Source organism: Rhodobacteraceae bacterium S2214 (genome assembly GCA_025141675.1).
Classification (GTDB): domain Bacteria; phylum Pseudomonadota; class Alphaproteobacteria; order Rhodobacterales; family Rhodobacteraceae; genus Yoonia.
Window position 1 is genome coordinate 3,495,497 of the sequence record CP081161.1, and the last position, 13,688, is coordinate 3,509,184.

At 56.6% G+C, this 13,688-nt stretch carries 11 protein-coding genes; 7 read left to right on the top strand and 4 right to left on the bottom strand.

What is annotated here, in order from left to right; translation table 11 throughout:
- The first annotated feature begins 105 nt into the window (after positions 1-105).
- Genes K3729_17270 through K3729_17285 form a run of 4 tightly spaced genes read left to right on the top strand, consistent with a single transcriptional unit; the run spans position 106 to position 4,194 of the window.
- Positions 106-1,833, top strand: a complete 1,728-nt coding sequence (locus K3729_17270; protein UWR01112.1) for a heparinase II/III family protein — start codon at positions 106-108, stop codon at positions 1,831-1,833.
- The gene (purH, locus tag K3729_17275) at positions 1,833-3,422 is read left to right on the top strand and encodes a bifunctional phosphoribosylaminoimidazolecarboxamide formyltransferase/IMP cyclohydrolase (GenBank protein ID UWQ99128.1); all 1,590 of its coding nucleotides are present in this window, start codon (positions 1,833-1,835) and stop codon (positions 3,420-3,422) included. Before K3729_17270 ends, purH begins: the two co-directional genes overlap by 1 nt.
- An 11-nt stretch (positions 3,423-3,433) precedes the next feature.
- Positions 3,434-3,934, top strand: a complete 501-nt coding sequence (lspA, locus tag K3729_17280; protein UWQ99129.1) for a signal peptidase II — start codon at positions 3,434-3,436, stop codon at positions 3,932-3,934.
- 53 nt (positions 3,935-3,987) lie between these two features.
- Positions 3,988-4,194: a DUF3035 domain-containing protein gene (locus K3729_17285; GenBank protein ID UWQ99130.1), complete on the top strand. Its 207-nt coding sequence runs from the start codon at positions 3,988-3,990 to the stop codon at positions 4,192-4,194.
- Positions 4,195-4,197: 3 nt separating this feature from the next.
- Here K3729_17285 and murJ read toward each other — a convergent pair whose 3' ends face one another.
- From murJ to K3729_17300, 3 genes are read right to left on the bottom strand one after another with little or no spacing between them, the layout of a single operon-like run.
- Positions 4,198-5,784, bottom strand: a complete 1,587-nt coding sequence (gene murJ / locus K3729_17290) for a murein biosynthesis integral membrane protein MurJ (GenBank protein UWQ99131.1) — start codon at positions 5,782-5,784, stop codon at positions 4,198-4,200.
- A 55-nt stretch (positions 5,785-5,839) separates the two neighbouring features.
- A complete protein-coding gene (locus tag K3729_17295) occupies positions 5,840-8,635 on the bottom strand; it encodes a [protein-PII] uridylyltransferase (protein ID UWR01113.1) in 2,796 nt (931 codons plus the stop codon).
- Positions 8,616-9,797, bottom strand: a complete 1,182-nt coding sequence (locus tag K3729_17300; GenBank protein UWQ99132.1) for a penicillin-binding protein activator — start codon at positions 9,795-9,797, stop codon at positions 8,616-8,618. Before K3729_17300 ends, K3729_17295 begins: the two co-directional genes overlap by 20 nt.
- Positions 9,798-9,879: 82 nt before the next feature.
- On the opposite strand from K3729_17300, the gene rsmI reads away from it, so the two are divergent.
- From rsmI to gshB, 3 genes are all read left to right on the top strand, one after another.
- Positions 9,880-10,743 carry a 16S rRNA (cytidine(1402)-2'-O)-methyltransferase gene (rsmI, locus tag K3729_17305; GenBank protein UWQ99133.1) on the top strand — a complete coding sequence of 288 codons (864 nt, stop codon included), beginning with the start codon at positions 9,880-9,882 and terminating at the stop codon, positions 10,741-10,743.
- A complete protein-coding gene (locus K3729_17310) occupies positions 10,740-11,120 on the top strand; it encodes a YraN family protein (GenBank protein UWQ99134.1) in 381 nt (126 codons plus the stop codon). The genes rsmI and K3729_17310 overlap by 4 nt, the downstream gene beginning before the upstream one ends.
- Positions 11,121-11,195: 75 nt before the next feature.
- A complete protein-coding gene (gene gshB, locus K3729_17315; protein UWQ99135.1) occupies positions 11,196-12,143 on the top strand; it encodes a glutathione synthase in 948 nt (315 codons plus the stop codon).
- Here the strand turns inward: gshB and K3729_17320 are convergent, their stop codons facing one another.
- Positions 12,144-13,658 carry a YifB family Mg chelatase-like AAA ATPase gene (locus tag K3729_17320; GenBank protein ID UWQ99136.1) on the bottom strand — a complete coding sequence of 505 codons (1,515 nt, stop codon included), beginning with the start codon at positions 13,656-13,658 and terminating at the stop codon, positions 12,144-12,146. It abuts the gene before it with no gap.
- Positions 13,659-13,688 lie beyond the last annotated feature (30 nt).

Here is a 13,688-nt window from a genome sequence, read left to right on the forward strand (position 1 = left end):
GACTCAAACCCCGCGTCAGGTTAACGTTTGGCCAACAACAAAAATCAAAGCAGGCAGCCCCCAGTGGAACAGGCACAAACATGGCGTGCCCGACGCACCGAATTTATGCATCGCTACCATGCGCGGCGGTCCGCCCGCGCACGTCCGGCGACCGGTTTCGTGTCACAACCGGAGCCCAAGACGATTGGCCACTTTGCCCGCGGTCGTCAGCTGATCAGCGGCAATTTTCTGTTTGCCGGATCGTTCGCCCAAGCACCCAACGCGTTGATCTGGGACATTGGCATCGACAACATGCGCGTGGCCGAAGAAATTCAGGGCTGCGCATGGCTTGATGATCTGGCCGCTGTCGGCGACATGCGTGCCCGCGAACGAGCGCAAGCATGGGTGTCGGAATGGATCGTCCGGTTCGGGAATGGTACCGGCCCGGGTTGGACACCGGATTTGACAGGTCGGCGGCTGATCCGCTGGATCAACCACGGCCTGTTCCTTTTGCGCGGTCAGGACAAAGCCAAGTCCGACACGTTCTTTCGGTCGCTGGGCCAACAAACCCTGTTCTTGGCAAAACGCTGGCGCACCGCTGAACCGGGTTTGGCGCGTTTCGAAGCGCTGACAGGCATCATTTACGCAGGGCTGGCCCTTGAAGGGATGGAGAAATTCGCGCCACCTGCGATCAAAGCACTAGCCGAAGACTGTGATACGCAGGTCGACGCAATGGGCGGGATACCTACGCGAAATCCCGAACATTTGCTCGAGGTTTTCACACTCATCACATGGGCCACGCAGGCGTTAACAAATGTGGGCCAAACGCCACCGCGGCAATTCACCGACGCGCTAGAACGGATTGCGCCCACGCTGCGTGCTTTGCGACATGCGGACGGTAGCCTTGCCCGATTCCATGGCGGCGGGCGTGGCATTGATGGCCGCCTTGATCATGCTCTGGCCGATTCGCTCGTACGGGTGACCCCGACGGAACAGCGGGACCTGCATATGGGTTTTGCCCGCATTACCGCAGGCCGGACTTCGATGATCGTCGATGCGGATGCGCCACCCGTCGGTCCTGCGTCCAGCGACGCCCACGCCAGCACGCTGGCATTCGAAGTCACATCAGGTCGCCGCCCGATCATCGTGACATGCGGATCAGGCCGCAGTTTTGGCGAAGATTGGCGCAGGGCAGGCCGCGCCACACCGTCCCATTCAACGCTTTGGATTAACGGGTATTCATCATCCCGCCTCGCCCCACCTGTCAAAGGCAGCCGCGCGACCGAACTTTTGCTCGATGTTCCGCAGCTGGTGCAATGCGAATTTTCGAACCTCGATGATGGGAAACGGATCGAGCTGTCCCATGATGGTTACCGCCACACACATGGCCTGACGCACGCCCGCACGATCGACATCGCCATTGATGGTCGCGGGATCGTGGGCGAAGATTTGCTAACCACACTGGGGCCAAACGACGAAAGCCGTTTTGACGCGCTGCAATCGCGGACCAGTCCCGGCGTGCCCTACACCATCCGCTTTCACCTGCACCCCGACGTCAACGCGACCGTCGATTTGGGCGGTGGCGCCGTGTCGTTAATCCTGAAATCCGGTGAAGTTTGGATATTCAGGCACGATGGACAGGCAAGATTGAGCCTTGAACCGTCAGTTTATTTGGAAAATGGCAGATTAAAGCCCCGCGCAAGCCAACAGGTGGTTTTAACCAGCGCCGCAATGGCATATGCGACGCGCGTCCGCTGGTCGTTGGCCAAAGCACAAGACACGCCCGATGCGGTGCGTGATCTGACCCCAAATGACCCGGTGGGCGGTTACGATGACACATCACGGGGACACTGATGACCGATCTCGCACCACTGCGCCGCGCGCTTCTTTCTGTATCTGATAAAACTGGCCTGATTGAATTGGGCCAAGATCTTGCCAAGCGTGGGGTTGAACTGCTCTCCACGGGCGGCTCTGCCAAGGCGCTGCGCGATGCGGGGCTGGACGTGAAAGACGTGGCTGACGTCACAGGCTTTCCCGAAATGATGGACGGGCGCGTGAAGACGCTGCACCCGGTTGTGCATGGCGGGCTGCTCGCACGGCGCGATCTGGAAGGTCACGTCGCAGCGATGGACGAACACAACATCGGCCCAATCGATCTGCTTGTTGTCAACCTGTATCCGTTTGAAGATGCCGTCGCCAAAGGCTCTGATTACGACACTTGCATCGAAAACATCGATATCGGCGGTCCTGCGATGATCCGGTCATCCGCCAAGAACCACGCTTTTGTAACGGTTGTGACGGACGTCGAAGATTACGCCGCGCTGCGTGCTGAACTCGACGCGAACGACGGCCAGACCACTTACGCATTCCGCCAGCGCCAAGCGCAGATCGCTTACGGCCGCACCGCTGCTTACGACACCGCTGTCAGCACATGGATGGCAAGCGCGATTGGCAACAATGAACCGCGCCGGCGGTCCTTCACTGGCACATTCGTCCAAACAATGCGCTACGGTGAAAACAGCCACCAGTCCGCCGCGTTCTACACTGACGGAACCAACCGTCCGGGTGTGGCAACAGCCCAGCAGCATCAGGGCAAAGAGCTGTCTTACAACAACATCAACGACACCGACGCTGCGTTTGAGCTAGTCGCGGAATTTGATCCGGCCCATGGTCCTGCCGTTGCGATCATCAAACACGCGAACCCATGTGGCGTTGGCCAAGGTGCGACAATGCTCGAGGCGTACACAAAGGCGTTCGACTGCGACCGCACCTCTGCGTTTGGCGGCATTGTCGCGCTGAACCAACCGCTTGATGAAGACACGGCCAAAGCCATCGTCGAAATCTTTACCGAAGTTGTGATTGCGCCCGGTGCATCCGATGCAGCCAAGGCGATCTTCGCGACCAAGAAGAACCTGCGCCTTCTTACCACTGACGGCCTGCCAGACCCACAGGAACAGTCATTGGCCTACCGTCAGGTCGCGGGTGGCATGTTGGTGCAGGACAAAGACACAGACGATCTTCGGATCGAAGACCTGAAGGTTGTGACGAAGGTTGAACCGACCGACGATCAACTCAAAGACCTGCTGTTCGCTTGGAAAGTCGCGAAACACACCAAATCCAACGCCATCGTCTACGTCAAAGACGGCGCAACGGTTGGTGTTGGCGCGGGCCAGATGTCACGTCTCGACAGTGCCTTGATCGCTGCGAAGAAAGCGGAACGTATGGCCGACGCCATGGGTCTGTCACAGCCGCTGACTATCGGTTCTGCTGTCGCATCTGACGCGTTCTTCCCGTTCGCGGATGGCCTGATGGAAGCCGCCGCAGCAGGGGCGACCTGTGTCATCCAGCCTGGCGGGTCTATGCGCGATGACGAAGTGATCAAAGCCGCAGACGAGGCGGGTATCGCCATGGTCTTCACCGGCACACGCCACTTCCGGCACTGAGGATAAATCGTATGCGCCCGCTTTTTTGGACAGCTTTCTGGGTCTTCCTGATTGACCAAGTGACGAAATATTACGTCGTACATTGGCTTGGCCTGATCAATGCACCAGGTGGGCGCATCACCGTCTTTCCACCATTTCTTGAATACCGCATGGCGTGGAACCGTGGGGTCAATTTTGGCCTTGGCGCGGGGTACGACATGCGTTGGGTGTTGATCGGGGTCGCACTTGCGATTTCCGTCGGCGTCATCGTTTGGCTCTGGCGTGCAGGTGGAACACGCAACATGATGATCGCGGCTGGTCTGTTGATCGGCGGGGCCATTGGTAACGTCGTTGATCGGGTTATCTATGGGGCGGTCGCCGACTTCCTGAACATGTCTTGCTGTGGCATCGACAACCCCTATGCATTTAACGTCGCAGACATCGCGATCTTTGCTGGTGCAATTGGCCTCGCATTCCTATCAGAAGACGGCGGTTCTAAGCCGTCCAAAAAACGCGGCACAAAGAGATCGTGACGCGGGCGCATTCCTGCGCTAAACACGCATCACCAAAGACTTAAGGAACGGCAATGCGTGCAATTATACTGGCAAGCGTCACACTTTTGGCACTTGCCGCATGTTCAAGCGGTCCTGCGACTCCGATCCGCGATTTCGGGGCGGTCACGATCACCTCTGTTGAAAATAATCTAGAGATCGCAAAAGAACTGGCCTTGCCGCCGACCCTGCAAACATTGCCGCAACCTACACCGGGTGGCGTGAACAGGGCCGACAATTAGGTTCTACTTGGAGCGACGCATCGCTGCCTTGAATTCAGCAAGCCTGAACGCACCAATGATCTGCCCAATTGCGAAATAGCTCACGATCCCCGCGACGACGAGGATCAACAACCCGATCATGCGCAATCCACCCGCAGCCAACAAAGGCTGCAAAGCCCAAGCGACGCCAAACAGGACGACGCCCATCAAACACGCGGCTACGATAATCCGCCAAATGCGCCGTTTGAAACGCGCATCGAATTGCGCAGATTTGCCCATCCCGCGTGCCCCCCACCACAGCTGCCCAACCATCGCCCAGCTTGTCAGTGACGTACCGACGGCTGCCGCGATAAATCCGATATAGTCGCGCAATCCATACGCAAGCACAGCGTTCAGGACCATTGCGACAAGAGCATAGTAGAACGGCCGCTTCGTGTCGCCACGCGCGTAGAACAACGGCTGCAGGGCCTTCTGCAGTACGAATGCAGGCAACCCGAGACCGTAGATAGCAACGGCCAAGGCAGTCGCAGCCGTGTCGCTTTGGGTAAACGCGCCGCGTTCGAACAGGACCGATACTAATGGGATCGGGATGACGATCAGCGCGATGGCTGCAGGAATAGTTAATGCCAACGCAATCTCAGACGCGCGGTTAAAGGCATCTTGCCCACCGGCTTCGTCACCCGCTTGCAAGCGGCGGGACAAATCAGGCAACAGCACGACCCCAATCGCGATCGCAATCACACCCAGCGGCAGCTGGTACAACCGATCCGCATAGCTGAGCCACGCAATCGCGCCGTCAAAGGTGCTTGCCACCTGACGCCCCACGAGCAGATTGATCTGCAGTACGCCGCCCGCCAGCACCGCTGGCACCGCAATAATCGCAAGCCGTTTCAGGTCAGGCGTCAGGCGCGGCATCCGTAGCGCCATAGGGAAACCTGCACGCTTGGCGGCGACCCAGACCAATGCGACCTGCGCGATTCCTGCAAATGGGACAGCCCATGCCAAGGCGCGCCCAAAGCCCACGGTCGCATCGAATTGATAGGCCCCGTCGGTAAAGGTCGCAGGGCCGAACACCCACATCACCAACATTGTGATGACAAAGAAAATGTTCAACAGGACAGGCGCCGCTGCCGCAGCAACAAAGCGCCCCGTCGCGTTCAAGACGCCTGAAAGAAGGGCGGCGAGCGATATGAACAGAATATACGGGAACGCCACTTGTCCGTAGGCAACGGCGAGCTCAAACCGGACATCGCCGCGAAATCCTGCGGCCATCAAGGTCACAAGCGCAGGCATAAACGCGACAGCGATGCCGGTGAAAATGAGCAGGATGAACCCGAGCCCTGCGAATGCATCTTGTGCAAAGGTCAGGGGATCATCGTCTGCTTCCAGCTTTTTAGAAAACATCGGCACAAAGGCCATGTTGAAAGCACCTTCGGCAAAAAACCTGCGGAACATATTCGGCAAGGACAGCGCGATCAAGAACGCTTCGGCAACGGGGCCAGTGCCCAAGAACGCGGCCATCATGATGTCGCGCGAAAAGCCCAAGACCCGCGATAGCAACGTCCAAAGGCCGACTGTGAAGAAGCCAGCCATCAATCGAATAGGTTTCACGCAAGCGCCCCCGATATTTCCGGAAAAATCGTCCGAATTTTCACGAAAATCCGTATCACGTCACAGCCCTTTCCGCGCCCAGTGTAATGGCTTCACGCAGTTTCGCTTCCAGCGCTTGGCGCTTGGCTTCGTTGTGATATTTCAGACCAACCATGTCTTTGACATAGAACGTATCGACGATCTGTTCGCCAAACGTCGCGATGACAGCAGACGCAATATAAACGTGATTATTCGCCAGCGTACGGGTCAGATCGTATAGCAGGCCGGGCCGGTCGCGGGTGTCCACTTCGATAATTGTGTAAATTTCGGAACCCGCGTTATCAAAGGTGATGACAGTGGGCACCTTAAACGCACGTTCACGCTTTTTGATCTTATCACGATCTTTCAGGGCGTCGCGGGCGACCACTTCACCATGCAACGTCTTGATGATCATCTGTTGAAGACGCGGCAGGCGGGCAGCTTCGTACGGATGGCCGTCCGCGTCCTGTATCCAAAACGCCGCCGTCGCGTAGCCGTCTTTGGATGTGTAACTGCGTGCATCAACGATGTTCGCACCAACTAACGCCAACGCCCCAGTCATCCGGCTAAATAACCCCGGATGATCCACCATGGCAAAGCAAACGCGCGTCGCGTCGCGGTCTTCGTCAAGCATCAGATCAACGGCGATACTATCGTCCGAAATTCCAGACAAAAGGTTCGCGAAAATCACATGGGTCGAACCCGGCAAACCTTGCCAATACGGCCCATAATGACGCCCAACTTCTGCTTTTAGATCTTTTGGCTTCCAATCCGTCAAAGCACCGCGCAGCGCACGTTTTGCTTCGGTTTCTCTGGTTTCGCGGTTCAGATCTTCCAGCCCGTTGTCTAACGCATCGCGCGTCGCGGCATACAGGTTACGGATCAGCACCGCTTTCCAGTTGTTCCATGTGCCCGGCCCAACGCCCCGAATGTCGCAGACCGTCAGCACAGTCAGCAAATCAAGCCGTTCAACGGTCTTCATCGCTTTGGCGAAACCGGTCACGGTGCGTGGTTCCGAAATATCGCGTTTTTGTGCCGTATCGGACAAGAGCAGATGATTGCGGATCAACCATTCGACCAGTTCGCATTCTTTCTTGTTCAACCCCAACCGTGGAGCTACGACACGCGCAATCTTCGCGCCCAAAACCGAATGATCCTCTGGCTGTCCTTTGCCGATGTCATGCAGCAACAACGCGACATACAACACCTTGCGGTTCACACCCTTCTGCAGAATGCCGGACGCAATCGGCAATTCCTCTATCAGCTCTTCGCGTTCGATCTGTGACAGATGGCTGATGCATTGGATCGTATGTTCGTCGACCGTGTAGTGATGGTACATATTGAACTGCATCATCGCCACAATCGGCGCAAATTCGGGGATAAACGCAGCCAGAAGCCCCAATTCATTCATCCGCCGCAAGCCGCGTTCAGGGTTGCCGTGTTTCAGCATGATCCCAAGGAATAGTTTGCGCGCGGCAGGATCATTACGGACAGAATCGTCGATCAAATGCAGGTTCGCCGCAATCATGCGCATCGCATCTGGATGCAGCAACGTACCCGTCCGAAGCACTTCTTCGATGATCCCAAGCATGTTGACGGGGTTGGCCAGAAACGCCTCTTCATCCGCGACAGTCAGACGGTTCTGTTCAATCGCATATGGGGCTTTCGCCTTCTTGCGCCGTTTGAACAAGCGCAGCAGCATCGGTTCGGCTTTAGTATGCGTCGCCTCTAGCGATGTCAGGAAGATCCGGGTGACTTCCCCAACCTTCGTGGCATGGCGGAAGTAATCCTGCATAAAATGTTCAACAGCACGACGCCCGTCGTGATCCTTGTACCCAAGCTTTTCTGCGACCTCGACTTGCATGTCGAAGGTCAGCTGATCCACCGCACGATTAGCGATGATGTGCATGTGGCAACGGACAGACCAAAGAAAATCTTCAGCCGTTTTGAATGTCTGGAATTCGTCTTCGTTATAGACACCAAAGGCAATCAGTTCCTTGGCGTTCTGCGTCCCGTGCACATATTTCCCGATCCAGAACAGGGACTGCAGGTCGCGTAGACCACCCTTGCCTTCTTTCACGTTCGGCTCAACCACATACCGCTGACCACCTTGCTTGCGATGACGTTCAGCACGTTCCTCAAGCTTGGCTTCAATAAATTCGGCTTCGGTACCTTTGAACAAGTCTTCCCACAACGATGTGGCAAGGGACTGCGCCAAGTCTTCGTCACCGGCAAGATAACGGTATTCCACCAACGACGTACGGATCGTGAAATCTTCGCGGCCAAGTCGAATGCAGTCTTTGATCGTCCGGCTGGCATGTCCGACCTTCAGCTTCAAATCCCACAGGATATACAGCATCGATTCGATGAGGCTTTCCGCCCACGGTGTGATTTTATACGGGTTCAAAAATAGCAAATCGACGTCGGAATGCGCGGCCATTTCGCCACGCCCGTAGCCGCCAACAGCAATAATCGCGATCCGTTCGGCCTCTGTCGGGTTTGGCAAAGGATGCAGATACGTTTGCGCGATATTCAACACTTCGCCAATAATCTGGTCTGTCAGCCAGCTATAGGCGCGCGTCCCGCGACGCCCCGGAAATGGATCAGCGGTAAAGGCTTCTGCAATGCGCTTACGCCCTGCAACACGCGCTTCGTTCAGGATTTCGACGGTTTGGGTGCGGATGTCTTTGTCGCTATGACCAAGGCTCGCCGCGGCTTCTAACGCTGCACGGACTGCGGGTTGGTCAAAAATCTCAGACGCCGGACAAATCAAATTGTCCGGCGTTTCAAGGTCGTAAGTCGTGTTGGTCGGATCAGAGACCTGATCCGCCAAAGCTCCGTGGGGCTGGCTCAAGGGTAATCACCTGATTGTTGCGTAATTCGGCGATGGCGAGGCCACGCTGGTTCAGACCATTTGGCAGGAACCGGAAGATACCACCAGTCCCTTGAAAGCCTTGGGACGTCGTGAGCGCCTGTTTTGTCAGGGCGTTGGCGTTTCCTTGGGCAACAAGCGCGCCGATGGCGGCAATTCCATCATACGCGAGACCGGCCAGCGGATGTGGCGCATCGCCATAAACAGACGCGTAACGGTTCTGGAACGCGTTGTTCAAACCTTGATCAGGCAACGCAATGATGCCGCCTTGGGCAGCAGCGCTTCCCAGAACGTCAGCATTTGCGTCCCAACGGGTCAAACCCATAAAGCGCGCTTCGTTCGATGTCAGACCAGCGGCTGACAGACCGTCCAGAATAAACGGAAGGTCAGCAGAAGGATCACCTGTGAAGAAGACCGCATCGCTACCACCATTCCGCGCTGCAGAAACGATACGCGCCGACGAATCGGATACGCCTTGCTGGGTCAATGGATACCCTTCGATCGCGGTCACTTGGCCCCCGTTCGCACGAACAGCGTTTGCAATCGCATCACGGCCCAACTGCCCGGGAACTGAATTGCCATGGACAACCGTGTAGCGGTTGATGCCTTGACGGCCTGCGTACTGGACCAAACGGTTCGCTGTGTTTCCGAATGTAGACCCGAGGATAAAAACGTTACCGCCAGCAATTGTCGGGTTGTTCGAAAACGCGAGGACGTTCACATTACGGTTCGCGACAGACACACCAGCCGCGTTGGCCGCTTCACCAAACAACGGTCCCAAAATAATCTTTGCACCGTCATCGACAGCCGCATTGGCGACGCGTGCGGCCTGCAAAGGGTCACCGGCAGTGTTGTAGACGCGCAGATCGATCGTCACGCCAGCCAAATCGGAAATCGCCAACCGTGCGGCATTTTCAAGGCTAGCTGACAAACGACCTTCGTTACCAGACCCACCTGGAACCAACAGGGCAACCTGAACAGGCGCGTTCGGATCAATGCGCTGACCGGTGTTTTCATTCACACCAACTTGGCCGGGGACCGTACAGGCCGACACGAACACAAGCGTCAAAAAGATAAACAGCCGGGCTGCCGCCTTGCGGGCGTCGGCGAAACAAGCAAACATAGGAAATCCCCCTCCTGATGGTGACCTCCATCGGGTCAAACATTGGGCAACATCATAGGGCTATGCGCCAAAGGGTCTAGGTATGAATTTTATAGAAAAACCCTTGACGGCGGGTCTTTATTTCGTGGCGACTCCAATCGGGTCCGCACGAGACATGACACTGCGCGGTCTCGACATCCTCGCCAGCGCCGATCTGATTGCCGCGGAAGACACACGAACGGCCCGCAAATTGATGGAAATTCATGGCGTACCGCTTGGGACACGACAGGTTGTCGCCTACCATGACCACAGCGGGGAAAAGCCAACCGAACGCCTTGTGAGGGCTGTAAGCGAAGGAAAATCAGTTGCTTACGTGTCTGAAGCAGGCACGCCATTAGTGGCCGATCCGGGATATGAACTGGGCGCTGCAATGATTGCGGCGGACCTGCCGGTCACCACGGCCCCAGGGGCGTCGGCAGTGCTTGCCGCCCTGACCGTCTCAGGTTTGGCAACTGACCGCTTTGCATTCATCGGATTCCTGCCATCTGCAAAGACACAGCGCGAAACAGAGATCGCCGAACTACGCGATATGCCGCTGACACTGGTGTTCTACGAATCCCCAAAGCGTCTTCATGATATGCTAATGTCTTTGCGCGATGTTCTAGGGGGCGACCGCCGCGCGGTGGTCTGCCGTGAGCTGACCAAGAAGTTTGAAGAAACCACACGCGGGTCTCTTGATGACCTTGTCGCAGATTTTGCCGACCGCAAGGTAAAGGGCGAAATTGTCGTGCTGGTTGATCGTGGGAACGGTGAAAAGATCGGCGAAAACGATGTGCAGGCGGCATTGGTTGATGCGATGCGCACGATGCGGGTGAAAGATGCCGCGACGATGGTTGCGGGTGCGATGGGTCTACCCCGCCGCCAAGTTTATCAAATGGCCCTTGGGCTGGAAAAGGACGACGAATGACATCATCGACGCAACAAGCGATGCGTGCCAGCACCAATCACCATGCAGGATTGGCGGCCGAATCCAGTGTTGCCCGTGATTACAAACGTCGTGGCCATTCTATTGCGCATACACGATGGCGCGGGCGCGGCGGCGAAATCGATTTGATTGTCCGCGATGGTGACAGCCTGATCTTTGTCGAAGTTAAGAAAAGCAAATCCCACGCGACCGCATTGCAACGTGTCAGTCGCCGTCAGATGGACAGGCTCTGCGCTGCTGCGAGTGAATTTGTGGCAAATGAACCGCGCGGGGCGTTAACCGAAATGCGTTTCGATGTGGCAACCGTTGATCAAACGGGCAACGTGCGGATTATTGAAAACGCGTTCATGGAAGCGTGATCTGGCCGCCATTGCACAGGCCCGTCGCATGGGCCATGTATCTCTCAATTTCATATTGAGAAAAGGCCACAGGTCATGCCCTTGAAAGTAGCGATCCAAATGGACCCGATTGGTCCTATCGATATTAACGCCGACAGCACCTTCCGCATTGCAGAAGAAGCACAGGCGCGCGGTCACAGTCTTTTCTACTATACGCCTGACAAACTCGCCTACCGCGAAGGTAAAGTTGTCGCGCGCGGCTGGCCGCTGACCATTCAGCGGGTCGAAGGCGATCATTTTACGCTGGGCGACGAAATTGAAGTCGATCTTGCCGACTACGATGTCGTTTGGCTGCGCCAAGATCCCCCTTTCGACATGGGGTACATCACCACGACCCATATTCTTGATATGATTCACCCCGGCACGCTCGTCGTGAATGACCCGTTCTGGGTACGGAACTATCCGGAAAAGTTGCTGGTTCTGAACTTCCCTGACCTGACACCCCCAACAATGATTGCGCGTGATTTGGACACGCTCAAATCATTCCGTGCCGCACATGGCGATGTGATCCTCAAGCCACTTTACGGCAATGGTGGCGCCGGTGTTTTCAAGCTGAAACAAGGTGATAGCAACCTCGCATCGCTGCACGAAATGTTCTCGGGGATTAATCGCGAACCGCTGATTATGCAGAAATTCCTGCCAGACGTCAGTAAAGGCGACAAGCGGGTCATCTTGGTCGATGGTGAACCTGTTGGGGCGATCAACCGCGTCCCCGCCGATGGCGAAACCCGATCCAATATGCACGTAGGCGGACGCCCCGAGAAAGTTGAACTGACCGACCGTGACCGCGAAATTTGTGCGGCAATCGGACCGTTGTTGCGTGAAAAGGGTCAGATTTTTGTCGGGATCGATGTGATTGGTGACTGGCTGACCGAAATCAACGTGACCTCACCGACAGGCATTCAAGAATTGGAACGGTTTGACGACGTCAATATCACGGCCAAAATTTGGGAAGCAATTGAAGCGCGTCGCGCTGCTGCCTGATCACACGTCCTGAGACAGCGAGAGGCGGTAGCTTACCGCCTCCGCGACATGCGGGCGGCGCACATCCGTTTCGCCTGCCAAATCAGCGATGGTTCGCGCGACGCGCAACACACGGTGATACCCCCGCGCCGAAAGCCCAAACCGTTCCGCGACTTTGACCAACAGCGCCCGCCCTTCGGTATCCGGCGTTGCCACCTGTTCCAAAACGCGCCCTTCAGCTTCGGCATTTACCCGTACGCCCGCCGCGTCCGCAAACCGTTGCGATTGCACATCGCGGGCGGCGGCAACGCGGGCAGCAATCACCGCAGAGCTTTCGCCGTCTTCTGGCAAGTCCAGATCAGTGTATGCGACCGGGGGCACTTCGACCCGTAAATCAAAACGGTCCATCAATGGCCCAGAAATGCGCCCCATATATTCTTCACCACAGATCGGCACACGTGCGCAGGCGCGCGCTGGATCTGCCAGATACCCGCATTTGCAAGGGTTCGCGGCCGCGACCAACATAAAACGACAGGGGTATTTCACATGCGCATTGGCCCGCGCGACGATCACCTCGCCTGTTTCAATCGGCTGGCGCAAGGTTTCGAGCACTGATCGTGGGAATTCTGGAAATTCATCGAGAAAAAGTACCCCATTGTGCGCCAGTGAAATCTGTCCGGGTTTTGCCGTTCGCCCGCCGCCGATAATCGCAGCGGTCGACGCTGTGTGATGCGGTTCTTGGAAAGGGCGCGTGCGATTGATGCCGCCCTCTTCCAACACGCCCGCCAGCGAATGAATCATCGACGTCTCTAACGCTTCTGTCGGTGACATTGGTGGAAGGATACCGGGAATACGCTTCGATAACATCGACTTACCAGACCCCGGCGAGCCGACCATCATCAAATGATGTCGCCCAGCGGCTGCGATTTCCAACGCACGTTTCGCACGTTCCTGCCCTTTCACCTCGGCCAGATCAGAGGCGTTTGCATCAACATGCACTTCGCCCGCGACCGCCGCGTCGAGAACCGCTTGGCCGGTAAAGTGCCGTATCGCCGCGGCCAGCGACTGCGGTGCGATCACTTTTGCGGCGTCGACCCATGCCGCTTCGGGACCGCATGCACTTGGGCAGACAAGAACTTTACCTTCAACCGCTGCAGCCATTGCCGCAGGCAACGCCCCAATGACAGGAACAAGATCACCATTTAGCGATAATTCACCAAGTGATACCGTGCCCGCAACATCATCACGCGGCAAGATTTCAAGCGCAGCCAACAACGCCAGCGCGATAGGCAAATCAAAATGCGACCCCTCTTTCGGCATATTCGCAGGCGACATATTGATCGTGATTTTCTTCGACGGCAGCGCAATTGCCATGTGCGTCAACGCGGCCCGCACTCTTTCGCGCGCTTCTGAAACCGCTTTATCTGGCAAGCCCACGATGGCGAACCCCGGCATGCCGGGGCTGACCGCGCATTGCACCTCGACCATTTTCGCGTCGATGCCATCAAAGGCGACCGTGTAGGCAACTGCTGACATGTTGGTTCCCGTCATTCCCAATACTTATGG

Bases quoted from the DNA above. Each gene is read 5' to 3' on its own strand.
- K3729_17270 (UWR01112.1), top strand. From the start codon at position 106: ATGCATCGCTACCATGCGCGGCGGTCCGCCCGCGCACGTCCGGCGACC.
- purH (UWQ99128.1), top strand. From the start codon at position 1,833: ATGACCGATCTCGCACCACTGCGCCGCGCGCTTCTTTCTGTATCTGAT.
- lspA (UWQ99129.1), top strand. From the start codon at position 3,434: ATGCGCCCGCTTTTTTGGACAGCTTTCTGGGTCTTCCTGATTGACCAA.
- K3729_17285 (UWQ99130.1), top strand. From the start codon at position 3,988: ATGCGTGCAATTATACTGGCAAGCGTCACACTTTTGGCACTTGCCGCA.
- K3729_17300 (UWQ99132.1), bottom strand. From the start codon at position 9,797: ATGTTTGCTTGTTTCGCCGACGCCCGCAAGGCGGCAGCCCGGCTGTTT.
- rsmI (UWQ99133.1), top strand. From the start codon at position 9,880: ATGAATTTTATAGAAAAACCCTTGACGGCGGGTCTTTATTTCGTGGCG.
- K3729_17310 (UWQ99134.1), top strand. From the start codon at position 10,740: ATGACATCATCGACGCAACAAGCGATGCGTGCCAGCACCAATCACCAT.
- gshB (UWQ99135.1), top strand. From the start codon at position 11,196: ATGCCCTTGAAAGTAGCGATCCAAATGGACCCGATTGGTCCTATCGAT.
- K3729_17320 (UWQ99136.1), bottom strand. From the start codon at position 13,658: ATGTCAGCAGTTGCCTACACGGTCGCCTTTGATGGCATCGACGCGAAA.